14 protein-coding genes and 3 rRNA genes are annotated in these 18,873 nt (G+C 55.7%); 16 read left to right on the forward strand and 1 reads right to left on the reverse strand.

Going from position 1 to position 18,873, the window contains the following annotated elements:
* Positions 1-17 precede the first annotated feature (17 nt).
* From I6J72_RS04240 to rrf, 9 genes are all read left to right on the forward strand, one after another.
* Positions 18-1,145 (forward strand): hypothetical protein, encoded by a 1,128-nt coding sequence (locus I6J72_RS04240; RefSeq protein ID WP_204100038.1) that lies wholly within the window; start codon positions 18-20, stop codon positions 1,143-1,145.
* Positions 1,146-1,181: 36 nt separating this feature from the next.
* Positions 1,182-2,747 carry a VWA domain-containing protein gene (locus tag I6J72_RS04245; RefSeq protein ID WP_204100039.1) on the forward strand — a complete coding sequence of 522 codons (1,566 nt, stop codon included), beginning with the start codon at positions 1,182-1,184 and terminating at the stop codon, positions 2,745-2,747.
* 36 nt (positions 2,748-2,783) lie between these two features.
* Positions 2,784-3,377 (forward strand): hypothetical protein, encoded by a 594-nt coding sequence (locus I6J72_RS04250; RefSeq protein WP_204100040.1) that lies wholly within the window; start codon positions 2,784-2,786, stop codon positions 3,375-3,377.
* Positions 3,378-3,388: 11 nt separating this feature from the next.
* Complete coding sequence (locus tag I6J72_RS04255) at positions 3,389-3,568, forward strand: Trm112 family protein (protein WP_115022283.1); 180 nt, start codon at positions 3,389-3,391, stop codon at positions 3,566-3,568.
* A 38-nt stretch (positions 3,569-3,606) separates the two neighbouring features.
* The gene (tyrS, locus tag I6J72_RS04260) at positions 3,607-4,866 is read left to right on the forward strand and encodes a tyrosine--tRNA ligase (protein WP_204100041.1); all 1,260 of its coding nucleotides are present in this window, start codon (positions 3,607-3,609) and stop codon (positions 4,864-4,866) included.
* A gap of 276 nt (positions 4,867-5,142) precedes the next feature.
* Positions 5,143-6,429 carry an ISL3 family transposase gene (locus I6J72_RS04265; protein ID WP_204100042.1) on the forward strand — a complete coding sequence of 429 codons (1,287 nt, stop codon included), beginning with the start codon at positions 5,143-5,145 and terminating at the stop codon, positions 6,427-6,429.
* Positions 6,430-6,990: 561 nt separating this feature from the next.
* Positions 6,991-8,507, forward strand: a 16S ribosomal RNA gene (locus tag I6J72_RS04270).
* Between the two features lie 462 nt (positions 8,508-8,969).
* Positions 8,970-12,040, forward strand: a 23S ribosomal RNA gene (locus I6J72_RS04275).
* Between the two features lie 129 nt (positions 12,041-12,169).
* Positions 12,170-12,288 (forward strand): 5S ribosomal RNA (gene rrf / locus I6J72_RS04280).
* Together the 16S, 23S and 5S rRNA genes form the textbook arrangement of a ribosomal RNA operon.
* Before the next feature lie 493 nt (positions 12,289-12,781).
* On the opposite strand, the gene I6J72_RS13200 is transcribed toward rrf, so the two are convergent.
* Positions 12,782-12,904, reverse strand: a complete 123-nt coding sequence (locus I6J72_RS13200) for a hypothetical protein (RefSeq protein WP_255562257.1) — start codon at positions 12,902-12,904, stop codon at positions 12,782-12,784.
* Positions 12,905-13,555: 651 nt separating this feature from the next.
* On the opposite strand from I6J72_RS13200, the gene I6J72_RS04290 reads away from it, so the two are divergent.
* From I6J72_RS04290 to I6J72_RS04320, 7 genes are all read left to right on the forward strand, one after another.
* Positions 13,556-14,008: a hypothetical protein gene (locus I6J72_RS04290; protein ID WP_239107488.1), complete on the forward strand. Its 453-nt coding sequence runs from the start codon at positions 13,556-13,558 to the stop codon at positions 14,006-14,008.
* A gap of 171 nt (positions 14,009-14,179) precedes the next feature.
* Positions 14,180-14,929, forward strand: a complete 750-nt coding sequence (locus I6J72_RS04295) for a hypothetical protein (protein WP_204100043.1) — start codon at positions 14,180-14,182, stop codon at positions 14,927-14,929.
* A gap of 127 nt (positions 14,930-15,056) precedes the next feature.
* Positions 15,057-15,962, forward strand: a complete 906-nt coding sequence (locus I6J72_RS04300) for a tetratricopeptide repeat protein (protein ID WP_239107489.1) — start codon at positions 15,057-15,059, stop codon at positions 15,960-15,962.
* Positions 15,963-15,964: 2 nt separating this feature from the next.
* Positions 15,965-16,948 carry an HAD-IIA family hydrolase gene (locus I6J72_RS04305; RefSeq protein WP_204100044.1) on the forward strand — a complete coding sequence of 328 codons (984 nt, stop codon included), beginning with the start codon at positions 15,965-15,967 and terminating at the stop codon, positions 16,946-16,948.
* Positions 16,939-17,100: a hypothetical protein gene (locus I6J72_RS04310; protein WP_181815373.1), complete on the forward strand. Its 162-nt coding sequence runs from the start codon at positions 16,939-16,941 to the stop codon at positions 17,098-17,100. The genes I6J72_RS04305 and I6J72_RS04310 overlap by 10 nt, the downstream gene beginning before the upstream one ends.
* 14 nt (positions 17,101-17,114) lie before the next feature.
* Entirely contained in the window at positions 17,115-17,924 is an 810-nt protein-coding gene (locus tag I6J72_RS04315) for a TlyA family RNA methyltransferase (protein WP_204100045.1), read from the forward strand.
* Positions 17,921-18,832 carry an NAD kinase gene (locus tag I6J72_RS04320; protein WP_115022267.1) on the forward strand — a complete coding sequence of 304 codons (912 nt, stop codon included), beginning with the start codon at positions 17,921-17,923 and terminating at the stop codon, positions 18,830-18,832. The genes I6J72_RS04315 and I6J72_RS04320 overlap by 4 nt, the downstream gene beginning before the upstream one ends.
* Positions 18,833-18,873 lie beyond the last annotated feature (41 nt).

Here is an 18,873-nt window from a genome sequence, read left to right on the forward strand (position 1 = left end):
TCTTTATGATTTAGGTCATGAGCAGCCCATCGTCGAAAGGACGCAGCAAGTCTTTCGTGGCCGCCGTGGTTTTCCTTGTGATTGCTGTGGCGTCAATTGTCATCGGGCGTGGGGGAATCTCGATGCCGAGTTTTGGTACCTCAGGGGACGTGCAGCACATTACGGGCGCTATTAGCCCTGAGCAGGAGATCTTTTTCCAGGATCCGGACACGATTAAGGCTCTGAAGAAGCACGATATTGAACTGGACTTGGATGTATATCCAGCGCAGGAGATGATGGGGCTTATTGATGGCTCAGGCAAACAGTATGACTTCTATATGCCGGAGCTCGATGGAGCAGCTCGCACCCTTGAAGTGTGGGACGTGAATTCGGCAAACACTAAGCCAGACGGCCGCTCGAAGGAGATCTTTTCCACTCCGCTTATTGCACTCGTGCATAGCGACCTCGTCGAGGACATGAAGGCGCACGACCTGGTGAAGGATACCGGCGGCCAGAAGTCGTTGAACCTGTACACGCTCGTGGAGATGTCCCAGAACGGAACTCGGTGGCGGGATATTAGCCCATCCTTTGGGTCACCCCGAGTGGTGGACGTAGCGGTACCTCGGATAACCGAGTCTAATGCGGCGCTGCGCTATGCCAGTGTGGTGCGTTTGGCGGGTATGGCAGTGGCCGCACAAGAGCATGGTAAAGGAGATACCGCACAGCTGGACGAGCTAGCTCAGGAGAGCATGCATCGACTTATCGCGGACCAAGGCTACGGCGAGACCTCGTCCCAGGGAATGCTTGATGCTTTCTTGCGTGTGGACAAAGGGGAGATGCCGATGGTACTGACGACTGAGGAACAGTATCTGCGCCAAGTTAGCGGTGGCAAAGACATGTCGCAGTACACGCCGTTGCTGCTGAGCCCGTCGGCGTCGCTCATCAGCACGGTGGTTCCTCGCACGGAGAAGGGTGCTGTGCTTGCTGATGCACTGGGGGATGACAAGGCGCAGGAGGCGGCGGCCCAGTTGGGCCTGAGGACAAAGACAGCCAAATTCTTTGCCCAATTTGCCGAGAAACAGGATTATGACATTCCCGTGATAGTCAATGAGGACAGTCCTAAAATGTGGGATTATTACGAGGGAATCCTGCAGGAATTCGGATAGGTACCGGCTGTGACATCATCAGGAAGGTTGATGCGAATGTTTCGCCCAGTAAAAGTGCTGATTGCTGTGATGAGCGCGATGGCCTTGACAGCATGCGGTGTGGAGGATTTGCTCGACGAGCCATTAACGCCAGGATCCGGTTCTTCCTTTAACGGCGATCTCAGCATCGTAGCGGCAACGGAGCTGAAACCATTGGAGCCGGTGCTTGACGACGCCTCCCGGGACCTCGGCTTCGACATCTCTATGACGACCGAAGACGGCACGCTCGCCAATTCCCGCACTCTCAAGCAGGGCGGATTCGATGGTTCCTACGACGCCACGTGGTTTGCCACCAACCGTTTTGCACGCATCATTGGTGCTGACAGCAAACTGGGCAAGGAATTCAGTGTCGCGCGTTCCCCAGTGGCTCTTGGCGTGCAGTCCTCCGTGGCTAAAGAGCAAGGCTGGACCACCGCGCAGCCGACATGGCAGGACATCGCAGATTCTGGCATCACCTTCGGAATGACGGATCCGACGACGTCTAATTCGGGCTTTTCAGCGCTTTCTGCGGCGACAACTGCGTTTGCTGATACCGGCCGTGCCCTGTCAGAAAAGGACATCCGCCAAGCCACGGGCAAAGTCCAGAAGCTCTTCGGTAACCAGACGTTGACGTCAGGGTCCTCAGGCTGGTTGGCGGATCGTTTCCGCGAGCATCCTGAGCAAGCAGATGCGATTTTCAACTATGAGTCTGTGCTTTACCAGCTGAAAGATGAAGGCGTGGACCTCGAAGTGGTTATTCCTTCCGATGGTGTCATCTCTGCTGATTATCCTTTGTCTGCTCTGGCTAGCTCGAAAAATAACGACGCCGAAGGAAAGGTACAGGCGCTCGCTGAATGGTTTGGTGAGCACCCAGAGAAGCTCAAGGACTACCACTTGCGAGTCGATGACTCGGATCTACCTGGCACGGTCTTTGAGCTGCCTTATCCAGCTAACGAGAAGACCGTGGACGCCCTGGGTGACGCGTTTGCTCACGAACTGCGAAACCCCGGTAGTACTGCCTTGGTTCTTGATACTTCGGGTTCTATGGAAGGTGAGCGCATTGAACTCCTGAAGAGCAGCTTGCGCCCGCTTATCGACGGCTCCGCTGACGGCGCCCCAGATGGTGAAGGTCAAGTAGCCTTCCGAAACCGTGAACAGATTAAGCTCATCCCTTATTCTTCCGAGCCACAACAGCCTACGCGCGCACGTGTAGACAAGGACAATCCGGCGACGACCAAGGAGCTCGCTGACCGTGTTGACCGCCTCGTGGCTGATGGCGATACCGCCACGTTCGAGGCTGTTATCAATGCGCTCGACGAGGTAGACACCACCAACGGTGATATTGGAACCGTGGTCCTTATGACAGACGGGGAAGTCACGCGCGGGCGTACATTCGCCCAGTTTAAGAACGATTATGAGCAACTTCCTCCGGAGAAGCAGGAGATTCCTGTCTTCGTCATCTTGTATGGTGAAGCCAATATCCAGGAGATGCAAGAACTGGCAGAACTTACCGGCGGCAAGACATTTGATGCGCTCAACGGTGATCTTGCTGCGGCCTTCGAAGAAATTCGCGCCTACCAGTAGACACACTCCGCTTAGTCCCAGGAGGATCTCAATCTCATGAACGCCCTTAACTCACGCAGAATCGCCGTCGGTGTTGTGGTGACCGCACTTGTTGTGGTCCTGCATGTTCTCACCGGTGGTGGCTTGGGCTTTCTCTGGCCAGTCGTGGCCGTCTGTGCCGGTGCGGCAGCAGGACTGGTAACGCCCCCGAAGCAGCCGCAGGCTATCGAAGCTCCAAAGTCGGGCCCGGGGGAGCTCACCAGTACGTTGGAGGGAGTTCGGTATGCATTGGGGCGTCGCCAAGTGCCAGGCCCCGTGCAACGTGCGTGGGACTCGTTTGATGATTCGGCGCTGTGGGTGCTGAACAACTGGCGCCGACTCAATGACGCGCCACACCAGCAAGCGCTGGTGCGGGACATGATTGAAGAGCACTCCACAGAGCTGGTCAAGTCCTACCTTGAGGTAACGGATTTGAAGAACCCGGCAGCGGTGAAAGAGATGAGCGAATCGCTCGACATTCTCGCGCGGGAGATGGGGGAGATTCGCGACGCCATCTCACAAAACTCGGTACGCAACCTACGCAACCATTCCATGGCGCTCAAACTCGAGTATGGCGGGATACTTCCCTCCGTCGAATCTAAGGAGGTGTAGGGTTAGCGGTTATGAGTCTCGATCCGAAGCTGCTCGACATACTGGTGTGTCCGCAGGATAAAGGTCCGTTGAATTATCTGGCCGAAGAACAGGTCTTGGTGAACGAACGCCTTGGCGTGGCCTATCCCATTGAGAACGACATTCCTGTCATGCTGGTAGACCACGCAACCCCGTGGCCGGCCGAAAAGTAACGCTTAAGAGCACAGAATTAACATCCAAAGGAGACTTCATGAACATCATTGATGAGCTGCAGTGGCGCGGACTTATCAACCAGTCCACCGACCTTGACGCACTCCGCGAGGCCTGCCAAGAGCCCATTACCCTATACTGCGGCTTTGATCCCACTGGCGATTCTCTGCATGCCGGACATCTCGTCCCGATGATTATGTTGCGCCGCTTCCAGGAAGCTGGCCACCATCCCATTGCCTTGGCTGGCGGTGCAACGGGTCAGATTGGTGACCCGCGTGATGTGGGGGAGCGTTCCATGCTCTCGCAGGAGACCATCAACGACAACATGGTCGCTATCAAGAAGCAGCTGCGCCAGTTCATTAACTTTGAAGGCGAGAATGCCGCCACCATGGTCAACAATGCTGACTGGACTTCGCAGATGTCCGTCATTGACTTCCTGCGCGATGTAGGCAAGAACTTCTCCCTCAACACCATGCTGGACCGCGATACCGTAAAGCGCCGCTTGGAGTCTGATGGTATCTCCTACACCGAGTTCTCCTACATGCTCTTGCAGTCCAATGACTACGTACACCTCTACAATGAGCATGATTGTGTCCTACAGATTGGCGGTGGTGATCAGTGGGGCAACATCGTCTCGGGCGTTGACCTCAACCGTCGAGTCAGCGGTGCCAAGGTCCACGGCCTCACGGTTCCGCTTGTGACAGACGCACAGGGCCAGAAGTTTGGCAAGTCCACCGGTGGCGGCAAGCTATGGCTCGATCCAGAGAAGACTTCCCCGTACTCCTGGTACCAGTACTTCCTCAACGCCGGCGACTCCGTCGTCATCGACTACCTGCGCTGGTTTACCTTCTTGGGCCAGGAAGAAATCGCTGAGTACGAGCAGAAGGTTGCCGATGAACCTTTCCGCCGTGAAGCTCAGCGCCGTCTTGCCCAGGAGATGACCAACCTTGTTCACGGCGAGGAGGCTACGAAGTCGGTCGAGCTAGCTGCGCAAGCACTCTTCGGCAAGGCGGAGCTTGCTGAACTCGATGAACAGACTTTGGCCGGTGCGTTGTCTGAAACTACCGTGGCCGAGATTGCTCCCGGGGAACCGTGCACCATCATCGACCTACTGGTCGCTGCTGGCCTGGCTGATTCCAAGGGAGCTGCGCGCCGCACCGTGAAAGAGGGCGGCGCCTACGTCAACAACCAGCGCATTGAAGCTGATGACTGGGAGCCAACCGAGGAGGATCTACTTCACGGTACCTGGCTGGTCCTTCGTCGCGGCAAGAAGAACTTTGCCGGTGCCAAGCTTGGTTAACTAGCGCTCGTAAATAGTCGAGCCTCCTTATGCAGGCCCGCTTTCCCATGACCCGCTGCCATCCGCAGCGGGTTTCGTCGTTTTCAGCGCGGTGACCCATCGGATGATGCGCAGAGCGATCCGTTGACGGCAATGTTCGGCTCTTCCGGTTTCGGGGTGCGTAGCGGGGTGAGGTAGAAAACGACGGGTTCAGCGGGTCACCACAACATGTAGGGGTCCCTGGTGTGAAGATGAAAGTTCCTACACAACCATCTAAACCCACCAGGGACCCGTACTGTGAAGCCTACTGGAAACCTCGTCGCCGACACCATCTGCCGTACTGCGGAAATCGGACTTGCCATCACCGGTGCCGCTGACGCCGGACCACTGACCATCATTGAGGCCACACCAGTAGCCGTTATCGGTGTGTGCCCGGACTGCGGACAGCCAGGAAAGCTGCGCGACCACACCACCCGTCGACTCGTTGATCTTCCTGTCGTCGGATTCCCCACCAGGCTGCACGTAACAGTCCCCAGATTCTTATGCACAGCCACCTCATGTAAGAGAAAGATCTTCCAAGAATCTTTAACCTGCGCAGATGACGGCTCCAAGCTTACTCACCGGGTCACCCGCTGGATCTTGCAACGCCTAGCCATAGATCGAATGAGCGTGTCAGCTACCGCCAAAGCACTCGATGTGGGATGGGACCTGGTCAACCACGTCGCGCTGGATGCCTGCCGCCAGCTTGTCTACGGCGACCCCTGCCACCTAGACGGGGTTCGCATCCTCGGAGTCGATGAACATGTATGGAAACACACCAGAAAACCAGGCCAGACATCAAACCTGGTGACCATACTCGTTGACCTCACCCCGCTGGTGGACGGGCGTGGGCCTGCTCGTTTGTTAGACATGCGACCGGGCAGGTCTGCAGACGTGCTCAGCGGGTGGCTTAAAGAGCGCGACCCCAGCTTCCGGGAGCAGATACAGGTGGTGACCATGGATGGGTTCACCGGTTATGCCACCGCAGTCGAAGAGCAACTACCACAGGCGGACAAAGTCATGGACCCTTTCCATGTAGTGCATCTAGCAGCCGACAAGCTCACCAGTTGCCGACAACGACTCCAACGTGAGACCACCGGGCGCCGCGGACGCAAAGATGACCCACTGTACAAGCACCGGCGCACCCTGTTAACCAGGACGAACTACCTCACCGAGCGGCAAAAGCAACGCTTAGAAATGCTGTGGGCCACCGATGACGACTACGTGGCCCTGGAAGTAACGTGGCTGCTCTACCAAGACATGATCGCAGCGTACGCGCATCCGAAGAAATCGGAAGGCAAAAAGCTCATGGAACGCATCATCCACACCCTGCGTCAAGGACTACCAAAACGCACCCTATGGCGTCGACGCAAAGACGTGCTCGCCTACTTTGATATCGGCGCCTCCAACGGCCCCGTCGAGGCAATCAACGGCAGACTCGAACACCTACGCGGCATCGCCCTAGGATTTAAAAACCTCAACCACTACATCTTGCGATGCCTAATCCACTCCGGACAACTGCAGGAGAAAATCAACGCACTCTAAAACCGGAAGGGCCCAATGTTCGCAGAAAGCGTTTGCCAGATAGCGGTGCTGAGCAGGAGATTTGTCGAAAGATGTAGTCGTGCGTATATTTATCCCAGTCGCCGCGACAAGCGGATGACACGGAGATTAACTCCTAGTTGACAAAGTATAAACTTGTTAGCTAGAGTATGAACTCCAGCCGCTCAGAGCAGTGAAAATGATACTTCACCTGCGAAGAACGTGCGGATGATGTGTGAGAACTCAATAGTGTGCCAATGTACTTTTTTGTGTTGGTTGATTGTAATCATTGTTGGCCGTGATGCATTGTATGTGTGTTGCGGTTGGTGTATGCCGGATGGCGCTTTTTCAAGCGGCGTCATTGTAAATAACAGTAAGTTGTTTGGGCGTATTGATGAAATCTTCTGACTAGGCCAGCCCTTCTTTTTGTGCCCCGTCGGGTTGGGGGTTGGTTGAAGTTTTTTTCTTTATGTAATTTTTGGATTTGCCAGTTCAGGCAGCATCGTTGTGGTGTTGTTTGTGTTGGTTTGTCTGTTTGTCTAGGTTTGGGCTTTTCACGGCCTTTTTGTGGAGAGTTTGATCCTGGCTCAGGACGAACGCTGGCGGCGTGCTTAACACATGCAAGTCGAACGGAAAGGCCAGTGCTTGCACTGGTACTCGAGTGGCGAACGGGTGAGTAACACGTGGGTGATCTGCCTTGCACTCTGGGATAAGCTTGGGAAACTGGGTCTAATACCGGATAGGAACCGTCTTTAGTGTGGTGGTTGGAAAGTTTTTTCGGTGCAAGATGAGCTCGCGGCCTATCAGCTTGTTGGTGGGGTAATGGCCTACCAAGGCGTCGACGGGTAGCCGGCCTGAGAGGGTGTACGGCCACATTGGGACTGAGATACGGCCCAGACTCCTACGGGAGGCAGCAGTGGGGAATATTGCACAATGGGCGGAAGCCTGATGCAGCGACGCCGCGTGGGGGATGACGGCCTTCGGGTTGTAAACTCCTTTCGACAGGGACGAAGCGCAAGTGACGGTACCTGTATAAGAAGCACCGGCTAACTACGTGCCAGCAGCCGCGGTAATACGTAGGGTGCGAGCGTTGTCCGGAATTACTGGGCGTAAAGAGCTCGTAGGTGGTTTGTCGCGTCGTCTGTGAAATTCCGGGGCTTAACTCCGGGCGTGCAGGCGATACGGGCATAACTTGAGTGCTGTAGGGGAGACTGGAATTCCTGGTGTAGCGGTGAAATGCGCAGATATCAGGAGGAACACCGATGGCGAAGGCAGGTCTCTGGGCAGTTACTGACGCTGAGGAGCGAAAGCATGGGTAGCGAACAGGATTAGATACCCTGGTAGTCCATGCTGTAAACGGTGGGCGCTAGGTGTAGGGGGCTTCCACGTCTTCTGTGCCGTAGCTAACGCATTAAGCGCCCCGCCTGGGGAGTACGGCCGCAAGGCTAAAACTCAAAGGAATTGACGGGGGCCCGCACAAGCGGCGGAGCATGTGGATTAATTCGATGCAACGCGAAGAACCTTACCTGGGCTTGACATACACCAGATCGCTGCAGAGATGTAGTTTCCCTTGTGGTTGGTGTACAGGTGGTGCATGGTTGTCGTCAGCTCGTGTCGTGAGATGTTGGGTTAAGTCCCGCAACGAGCGCAACCCTTGTCTTATGTTGCCAGCATTTGGTTGGGGACTCATGAGAGACTGCCGGGGTTAACTCGGAGGAAGGTGGGGATGACGTCAAATCATCATGCCCCTTATGTCCAGGGCTTCACACATGCTACAATGGTCGGTACAACGCGCAGCGACACTGTGAGGTGGAGCGAATCGCTGAAAGCCGGTCTTAGTTCGGATTGGGGTCTGCAACTCGACCCCATGAAGTCGGAGTCGCTAGTAATCGTAGATCAGCAATGCTGCGGTGAATACGTTCCCGGGCCTTGTACACACCGCCCGTCACGTCATGAAAGTTGGTAACACCCGAAGCCAGTGGCTCAAACTTGTTAGGGAGCTGTCTAAGGTGGGATCGGCGATTGGGACGAAGTCGTAACAAGGTACCCGTACCGGAAGGTGCGGGTGGATCACCTCCTTTCTAAGGAGCATTAATAAGACACCAGTTGGTGTTTGCACACTGTTTGTTGTGTGTGTGGTGGTTGAGTAGTCGATTGTTCTGCTGCCACCGATTGTTTAATCGGGTGGAGATACACCTTAACCAGAATGATTGTTGACCAGATGGTTGACGTGACTAACACGGTTTTAAAGATACGTTGGTGCATTGTTGGGTGTCTGGGGCATTATCCCCTGGATGTCAACCCACGCGAAGCGCATGTAGCCGGTTTGTAGCAATTTTTGTTGTTGGTTATGTGGTTGGTGTGGGGTGTTGTGTGAGAACTGTATAGTGGACGCGAGCATTAAACCGCATGCTTTGTGCTGCTGCTTTGTGTGGTGGTGTGGGTGTGTGGTTTGTGTGATTTCTGTTCTTTTGTGTTTTGTGTAGTTCACGCCGGCATGCTTTGGTTGCTGCTTTTTGTGGTGGCTTTTGTGTGTTGGTTGTGTGTTCGTTATTGAGGGCGCATGGTGGATGCCTTGGCATGCTGAGCCGATGAAGGACGTGTAAGGCTGCGTTAAGCCTCGGGGAGTTGTCAATAAAGCGTTGATCCGAGGATGTCCGAATGGGGAAACCTGGCACCTGTTATGGGGTGTTACCCTTCAGTGAATTCATAGCTGTTGTGGGGGTTTACGCGGGGAAGTGAAACATCTCAGTACCCGTAGGAGGAGAAAATAAAATATGATTCTGCTAGTAGTGGCGAACGAACGTGGATGAGGCTAAACCGTGTGCATGTGATACTTGGTAGGGGTTGTGTGTGCGGTGTTGTGGGCCCTGATGTTGACCAGCTACCACTGGTTTGCTTGTGTGTTGTTGTTAGGTGAAGTGGTGTGGAAACGCCCGCCAAAGAGGGTGATAGTCCCGTAGTTGAAGGCTTCAATGCATGGGTTGTTGGGTTGCCCGAGTAGCAGCGGGCTCGTGGAATCTGCTGTGAATCTGCCGGGACCACCCGGTAAGCCTAAATACTTAGTGTGACCGATAGTGTATGAGTACCGTGAGGGAATGGTGAAAAGTACCCCGGGAGGGGAGTGAAATAGTTCCTGAAACCATGTGCTTACAATCCGTCAGAGCACCGTTTGTGTGTGATGGCGTGCCTTTTGAAGAATGAGCCTGCGAGTCAGCGGCATGTCGCGAGGTTAACCCGTGTGGGGTAGCCGTAGGGAAACCGAATCCTAATGGGGTGTTTTAGTGGCATGTCCTGGACCCGAAGCGGGGTGATCTACCCATGGCCAGTGTGAAGCAATTGTAAGAGGTTGTGGAGGCGCGAACCCACGTAGGTTGAAAACTGCGGGGATGAGCTGTGGGTAGGGGTGAAAGGCCAATCAAACTCCGTGATAGCTGGTTCTCCCCGAAATGCATTTAGGTGCAGCGTCGCATTAGCTTGGTGGAGGTAGAGCTACTGGTTGGTTGAGCGGGACTACAATCTTAGCAATGTCAGCCAAACTCCGAATGCCATCAATTGTGTTGTGCGGCAGTGAGACTGTGGGGGATAAGCTTCATAGTCGAGAGGGAAACAGCCCAGATCGCCGGTTAAGGCCCCTAAGGGTGTGCTAAGTGGAAAAGGATGTGGGATCGCGAAGACAGCCAGGAGGTTGGCTTAGAAGCAGCCATCCTTGAAAGAGTGCGTAATAGCTCACTGGTCGAGTGGTCCTGCGCCGACAATGTAGTGGGGCTCAAGCACACCGCCGAAGCCGCGGCAATACTTTGTATTGGGTAGGGGAGCGTCGTGCATGTGTGGAAGCGTTACCGTAAGGAGGCGTGGAGTGTGTGCGAGTGAGAATGCAGGCATGAGTAACGAATTGGAAGGTGAGAATCCTTCCCGCCGGATGACTAAGGGTTCCTGGGTCAAGTTCGTCTTCCCAGGGTGAGTCGGGACCTAAGGCGAGGCCGACAGGCGTAGTCGATGGACAACCAGTTGATATTCTGGTACCCGTATATCCGCGCCCATGATAAAGCACTGATACTAACCACCGCGGAGATAATTGGCGTGTTCTTTGAACACGTTGGTTGTTGATGTCGTGGGGCCTGAAGTGTGGTTCAAGCAATGGGGTGACACAGTGTAGTAGCCATGCCGCTTAGTGGATTGTTGGTGTAAGCGTGTGAGGTGGTGTGTAGGCAAATCCGCACACCGTATAACCTGAGGCGTGATGCGTAGCCCAATTGGGGTGAAGTTGGTGATCTAGTACTGTCGAGAAAAGCCTCTAGCGATGTGGATGTATGGCCCGTACCCTAAACCGACACAGGTGGTCAGGTTGAAAATACTAAGGCGTTCGGGTGAACTGTGGTTAAGGAACTCGGCAAAATGCCCCCGTAACTTCGGAAGAAGGGGGACCACACGACTTAAACCAACCTTTGCGTTGGTGGTGGGTTGTGGGGTCGCAGAGAATAGAGGGAAGCGACTGTTTATCAAAAACACAGGTCCATGCGAAGACGTGAAGTTGATGTATATGGACTGACGCCTGCCCGGTGCTGGAAGGTTAAGAGGACCGGTTAGTAGTCTTTTGGCTGCGAAGCTGAGAATTTAAGCCCCAGTAAACGGCGGTGGTAACTATAACCATCCTAAGGTAGCGAAATTCCTTGTCGGGTAAGTTCCGACCTGCACGAATGGCGTAACGACTTCTCTGCTGTCTCAACCACAGGCCCGGTGAAATTGCACTACGAGTAAAGATGCTCGTTACGCGCGGCAGGACGAAAAGACCCCGGGACCTTCACTATAGCTTGGTATTGGTGTTCGGTTCGGTTTGTGTAGGATAGGTGGGAGACTTTGAAATGCGTGCGCCAGCACGTGTGGAGTCGTTGTTGAAATACCACTCTGATCGGATTGGATATCTAACCTTGGCCCATGATCTGGGTTGGGGACAGTGCCTGGTGGGTAGTTTAACTGGGGCGGTTGCCTCCCAAAATGTAACGGAGGCGCCCAAAGGTTCCCTCAGCCTGGTTGGCAATCAGGTATCGAGTGTAAGTGCACAAGGGAGCTTGACTGTGAGACAGACATGTCGAACAGGGACGAAAGTCGGGACTAGTGATCCGGCACCTACTTGTGGATGTGGTGTCGCTCAACGGATAAAAGGTACCCCGGGGATAACAGGCTGATCTTCCCCAAGAGTCCATATCGACGGGATGGTTTGGCACCTCGATGTCGGCTCGTCGCATCCTGGGGCTGGAGTAGGTCCCAAGGGTTGGGCTGTTCGCCCATTAAAGCGGCACGCGAGCTGGGTTCAGAACGTCGTGAGACAGTTCGGTCTCTATCCGCCGCGCGCGTTGAAACTTGAAGAAGGCTGTCCCTAGTACGAGAGGACCGGGACGGACGTACCTCTAGTGTGCCAGTTGTTCCGCCAGGAGCATCGCTGGTTGGCTACGTACGGAAGGGATAACCGCTGAAAGCATCTAAGCGGGAAGCCTGTTTTAAGATGAGGTTTCATTTGAGGTCCCCTACAGACGATGGGGTTGATAGGCCAGACCTGGACGCACCGCAAGGTGTGAAGGCTACTGGTACTAATAGACCAAAACAAACACACCAAACCCAACCAGGGTATTGGAGAACAAACAAACACCAAGACAAAAAATCACGTCACTGTCGCTCGCGTCCACTACACAGTATCTGACACAACACCAACAGCCAGGCACAAACAATGCCTCGAGTGTTTGTCGGTGGCCTATAGCAGCAGGGAAACGCCCGGTACCCATTCCGAACCCGGAAGCTAAGCCTGCTAACGCTGATGGTACTGCAACCGGGAGGTTGTGGGAGAGTAAGAAACCGCCGACACCAAACAACAACAAACAACAAAATACACAAGAAGGGGTCCTAGGCAACACAACGTCTAGGACCCCTTTCCTTTTTGTTTTCACAGCATCATCGCCACGCTATACCGCTGTAAAAGTACAGACCTGAAAGGTGACAGGCCGTAGCTGTCGTACCACCCACCCAACAGCCCCGGCACACCACCACCAGCATAAATCGCCTTCCACGTCTGGACACATAGAATATCCTCAACAAGAGGGGGTGGTGATACGCCCAGAGCTTCGCCGGGAGAAATCTCAATGCGCGCCAAATGGATACCCGCCAGCCCAAGAACGCTGGGCTGGCGGGCTATTTGTATTAAGGCGAAAGCTAGAGGTTGGGCTTAGGCTCCTTAACCCTTCTTGCATCCGCGGGTGTCATGCAAACCGCACTGAGGAATACCGAGGAACGAAAGCGCGATAGATGAGAGCGTGACTGGAATGGCAATGATGCCGTAAATAGGGGAGTCGACGACGAGCTAATTGAGATCGGTGGACGAGCCCTGGTTGGTGTTGTGCAGTGTGCTGTTTTCAGCGTTGGCGGTGGGGGCTGCTGTCACAAGCAGTGCGGTGGCGCCGATGAGAGCTAGGGGCTTTTTCATCGTGTCAGGTCCTTTCGGATAGGGAAGTATAGGGGGTTCTTAGGCTATCGGACCGAAAAGTCAAAAGCAATGGGTCGCCAGCTGGCGCGACACTCACCGAAAGCACCGGGATATCGCGACCTGTAGGTCGGTACTTCCACGGCTGGACACATAGATGATTCCGCAGCTGCGAGCAGAGGGGCCGCGAGGAGCTGGCTATTGAACACCGCAAGTTGTGCCGTTCCCTTTTGCGAGGCCTCACTCCCATGTAACGTGGTGACAAAATCGATTGAAGGGAAGGGATGGTTCTGTTTGCCTGATGGATTCACATTGTGGGAACTGCCAAGGGGCGGTAATTGGTGCTATGTCCTTGTAGCGCCTCGGGGAACAATTGAATCCTTAACTAAGCAGACCATCTCTGGAGCCAGATTCAATACTGCTGAGGACATCGTCACCGCGGTGGAGGAAGCCGGCGCCCCGCAAGGCTTGCTTTCCAAAGTTGATGCTGCATGTCTTTTTGTTAGGGGCAGCGTTGTATCGCGCGTTAAAGACGTTGACCACACACTGGTTTTCCGGAATGAACCTTCGAAAGGGTGGGAAGAAGACTCATTGCAGCACCTAGTGGCCCGGGAGTCTGTAGCGATTGAGTTTTCGGCTGGAGGAGTCTCACGCGTGAAGCTTTCTAGCGGCTTGAGCAGCGTTGATTTTCTCCCAGTAGACGCGGGTCAACGTCGTGATGGCATCATCAAGCTGATGGAAAACCCTGTATTATCGGGCTGCTATCAGGTCAGCAAGAAGCTCGTGTTTGCCATGCTTTCGTTCGTTGTCTTGATGTTTGGTCCTGCCATTCGTGAACGGATCGACCCGGTGCTTGCGCCCGTCGCCGAGCGCGTTCCTGACATGCACAGCCGCGGTGAACTGGCCGGAATTGTTCTGGAATTCTTGCAGCTTGATCATGCGATAGCGTTCCTAGCCTCGTTGTTTAGCCCAGTTGGAGCGATTCTCGTTCCCGTAGTTGGGCTCGGTACAGCGTTTCTTGTGGGGTGGAAAGGCGCGAGGAACTCTAGGGCCTACTGGGATGAGCACGAGAAGCGCGTTGGCGCAGTAGCCGCTAAAGCGGAGTGACGATCCTCGGCTGTGACAGCGTGCAGAAGACGGATCGACCATGTACTGCGAGGCATTGATTACTGCGCAGACTGCGGCATAGCATTGCTGGGCGAATAGGGGCCGGTGAGTAGAGACGGCGGTTTAGAATAGCTTTTACAGCTCACCTGTGAGGCATCGAAGGAGCAGCCGGTGAAGTTTACCCAGACGTCCATTCCCTTTGCCAATAGATATAACTCGGTCTTCCTGAATGATCTGGAGTCGGTGCCCTACAAGGATAAGCACGAGAATTCGTCACCGTATAATCTTCACAAGGTGTTTGCATCCCAGGGGCCAGTCCCGGACGGTGGAACATTGTTGGAGGGGATTCTCTTTCTCGGGATCATTATGGGAGCCGGCTCATTCATTTCGTTCATTGCGTGGATTGCTAACGGGAGAGAAGTACCGTGGCTGATTATTTTGTGTGCCGTAGGAATCTCCCTTTATCACATTGTTGACTACGCGAAATGGCGGCTCTTTGTCCGAAAGCTCGCTACCGCGTGGAAGAACGGTTGGATTGATTGCTATCCCGCGCTGATCGGCAGTCTCTACTATGACAAGAAGAATGTAAAGGCCGATAAGGCAAAGTACTTCTATCTCACTACGCTCATGGTGGTAGCGCCCAGCGGTGAGACGCGAACCATCGAAGAGTTTGAGGCACGCTCGGAGAGCCCTCGTCGGTTGATAGCACAAGGCGTGGCTTTGGCTAGCGAGCGCCATAAGATTCGGCTGGATGCTCACCAGCATAATGGATGGACATTTCTTGCTGTTGTACGAGGAAAACCGTTGGAGCATGGAAGCCTAGAAACTGGACTGGGCCGGCCGCAAGTGGCAGCAGGACTGGATCGTGTCCGCTACGGCTGGCCACTGGACAACGTGGGGCCGCTTCCTGATACCGCCTGAGTGACTGTACGTCGATGGGTGTGGGGCACTTCACTAGCGGCCGAACGTATTGCCGCTTTTGCCGTGGTGACCTGTACACTGGTTCGGTACATACGGACGCGTCTACCGCAGAAAGTGCATGGCTTTAATGTCTGATTCTAAGTCCCGCGACCACGGCCGTGGCCGTGAACGTTCCTCGGATAGCAACCGCGGAAACAACCGCTCTGGGGGCCGCAAGTTTGAAAAACGTGGGGGAGCATCGGGGCGTCGAGAAGAGCGTCGCGGCAACCGTCGCGATGATCGTCGCAACGACCGCAAGGGACATGACCGCGACAAGCACAAGGTCTCCCATCCTCAGCGCTCCGGCTACCGTGAGGAGCGCATTAACCGACGCATGACCGATCCGGATCTGCCCTCCGATATCGATATCACCGATCTTGATCCCTCGGTGCTGCAGGATCTTTCTTCCCTGTCGAAGGAGAATTCTGAGGCCGTGGCCAAGCACCTCATTATGGCGGCCACGTGGCTCGATGATGACCCGCAGTTGAGCCTGCGCCATGCGCGCGCAGCAAAGGACCGAGCTGGCCGTGTCTCAGTCGCGCGTGAGATGAACGGCATCGCCGCTTACCGTGCGGGTGAATGGAAGGAAGCTCTTGCTGAGTTGCGCGCTGCCCGCCGTATTTCCGGTGGCCCGGGGCTGCTGGCAGTCATGGCAGACTGTGAACGCGGCTTAGGACGGCCGGAAAAGGCAATTGAGTTGTGGCGCAGCGATGATGCCAAGGAGCTCGCCCCGGAGGACGCCATCGAACTGGCCATCGTTGCTGCCGGTGCACGACTTGATATGGGCCAGGCTGATTCGGCCGTGGTCACCATTCAGCGTGCGCAGCCAAACAAAGATGACACGGGCGTAGCTGCCTGCCGCCTGTCCTACGCCTACGCCAATGCGCTATTGGAGGCCGGCCGTAAGGATGAAGCCAAGGAATGGTTCCAACACGCTACCGACATTGATGAAGGAGACTGGACCGACGCTGCTGAGCGTCTGGCCGAGTGCTAACAATGAGTATTCTCAGAACCCATGATTCGCTTCTGTTGGATCTGGACGGAACCGTCTGGGAAGGTGGTCAGGCGCTGCAATGCGTCGTAGATGTCATCAATTCGTGCGGTATTCCGGCGGTGTACGTGACCAATAATGCCTCGCGGAGCCCGGAGGCTGTCGCAGAGATGCTGGGTCAGATTGGACTTGAAACCGACGCTCAGCACGTCGTGACCTCCGCACAGGCGGCTGTCCGTATGGCGCGTGAGGATCTTCCTGCAGGATCCAAGGTTCTCATCATCGGCGCGGATTCTTTCCGTGCGCTTGCCCGTGATGCAGGGTTCGAGGTTGTCAGCAGCGCGGACGAGAAACCGGTGGCTGTCCTCCAGGGCATGGACAAGTCCGTGGGATGGGAGCAGCTTTCTGAAGGCGCTATTGCTATCAACCAGGGCGCCAAGTTCTACGCGTCCAACCTGGATACTCAGCTGCCTACCGAACGTGGACTGGCTGTAGGCAATGGCTCTCTCGTCGCCGCTATTACGTCGACGACGGGCGTGGAACCCCTATCCGCGGGCAAACCAGAGCCAGCCATGTTTACCCAGGCTGCGAAACTTGTCGGCTCGACCAAACCGCTTGCAGTGGGAGATCGACTTGATACCGACATTGCCGGTGGTAACACAGCTGCTATGGATACTTTTCATGTATTGACCGGTGTCTCCAGGGAACTTGCGCTTATTGAGGCCTCCACGGAACTTCGCCCCAATTTTGTTGGATCAGGTTTCCACGAGCTGTCCCTCTCGGAAGCCCAGGCGCGTCCCGGAGCCCAGGGAGGATTTATGGCGCGGTATGACGGCTACGACATTGTCCTCCAAGGTGGCAATGAGAAGTCGACGTCGATTGAAGCGCTGCGTACCGTCCTCGAAGTGGCCTGGGCCGGCTCGCAGCCCCCGCGCTACATTCAGCCGCGCAGTGAGTTCGCAGAGAAGGCAGTGTCTACATGGCAGTAAAGCCACACGATCCACGTGCGGTCCTGGCGCCGGAGGCACTCGACGCCTCTGTGGCCGAGATCCTGCAGGAACCGGCCGACTCCCTCGAGGAGGAACTTAACCAGCTGGATCGGGCACACGCTGTGCTGCGTGATGCTCTCCAAGACAACTGAGGAAAGAACAGCCCATGCCCCCACAACGCCGCCGCCTCGATGCGGAGCTGGTTCGCCGCAAAATTGCGCGCTCTCGTGAGCACGCTGTTGAGATGATTAAGGCCGGCCGAGTCACTGTAGGTGGTTTCAAAGCCACCAAACCCGCCACGGTGGTAGAACCTGAGGTGTCCATCAAGGTGGAAGCCGTGGAGGGGGACGATTGGGCGTCGCGAGGCGCACACAAGCTCTTAGGAGCTCTTGATGCTTTCGGCGTCGACCTCAAAGGTCGGCGCGTGCTGGATGCAGGGGCATCGACTGGTGGTTTTACCGACGTGTGCCTGCGCAGGGGCGCTGCCGAGGTCCTATCTGTGGATGTGGGGTACGGACAGCTTCTGTGGCGATTGCAGAATGATGACCGCGTCACTGTGCTCGACCGTACAAATATCCGCAACCTCACCGTGGAGCAGACCGGGGGGCTGTGTGACGCCATGGTGGGGGACTTGTCCTTCATCTCCCTGAAACTGGTCTTGCCTGCCATTACCGAGTGTATGGCGGAGGGTGCGTGGCTTTTGCCCATGGTGAAGCCGCAGTTTGAAGTAGGCAAGGACCGCATCGGTTCTGGTGGAGTCGTGCGGTCGCCAGAACTGCGGGCGGAGGTCACTAAGGACGTGGCTATCTATGCCCAGAGTTTGGGGCTTAGTGTGAAGGGCGTGGCAGCATCACCGCTGCCGGGCCCGAGTGGCAATGTGGAGTATTTCCTCTGGCTGGTCAAAGACGGGATGTCTACAGCAGAGGATAAGCTAGACGCGATGATCGACACGGCCATTGAGGAGGGACCACAGTGAGCAGAATTGTGGCTGCGGAGGCCAGCGCGCGCCGCGAAATACTTCTTGTCCCGCACGCTAGCCGTGAAGACAATCTTGCGGCTACGCACCGAGCAGCAGAACTGCTGCAAGAGGCGGGCATCAAGGTTCGTGTCTGTGCCGCTAGTACAGTGCTGCCGGGGCTCCAGCACGTCAAGCACACACCAGCGGCAGCGGAAGGCTGCGAGTTGGTTCTGGTTCTCGGCGGGGATGGCACCTTCCTGCGCGCCGCGGATATGGCTCGTGCTGTGGATGTCCCAGTCCTGGGCATCAACTTAGGGCATGTGGGTTTCCTTGCCGAGTGGGAAGCCGAGTCACTGGATCGCGCACTTGTGCGGGTTATCGAGCAGTCTTATGACGTGGAGGACCGTCTGACTATCGACGTTGCCGTCTTTGACGCCGAAGGCGAACTTCGCCAGCGCGGATGGGCGCTTAATGAGGCATCGATAGAGAACCTCAACCGCTCTGGCGTTCTTGATGCGATCCTGGAGATTGATGGCCGCCCAGTGTCGTCGTTCGGCTGTGATGGCGTGCTTATTTCCACCCCGACTGGCTCGACGGCGTATGCCTTCTCCGCTGGTGGGCCGGTGTTGTGGCCGTCGCTGGATGCCATTCTCGTTGTTCCTAACAATGCGCATGCGCTGTTTACCAAGCCACTTGTGGTCTCACCTGATGCGCAGGTGGCAGTGGAATCAGCTTCGGCTACGACTCCAGCCGTAGTCATCCTCGATGGCTTCCGTGAAATCTCAATGCCACCCGGTGCACGCGTAGAAATCGTGCGTGGAGGCCGTCCCGTGCGCTGGGTGCGCCTCGACGATCAGCCATTCACGGATCGCCTCGTCTCCAAATTGCGTCTGCCTGTCGAAGGCTGGCGGGGGCCGAGGCGCTAGAGTATCCCTACTAGAGTGACGCAGTACAAGGAGGAAGACCC

The sequence above is a fragment of the Corynebacterium sp. FDAARGOS 1242 genome (assembly GCF_016889985.1).
Taxonomy (GTDB): Bacteria; Actinomycetota; Actinomycetes; order Mycobacteriales; family Mycobacteriaceae; genus Corynebacterium; species Corynebacterium minutissimum_B.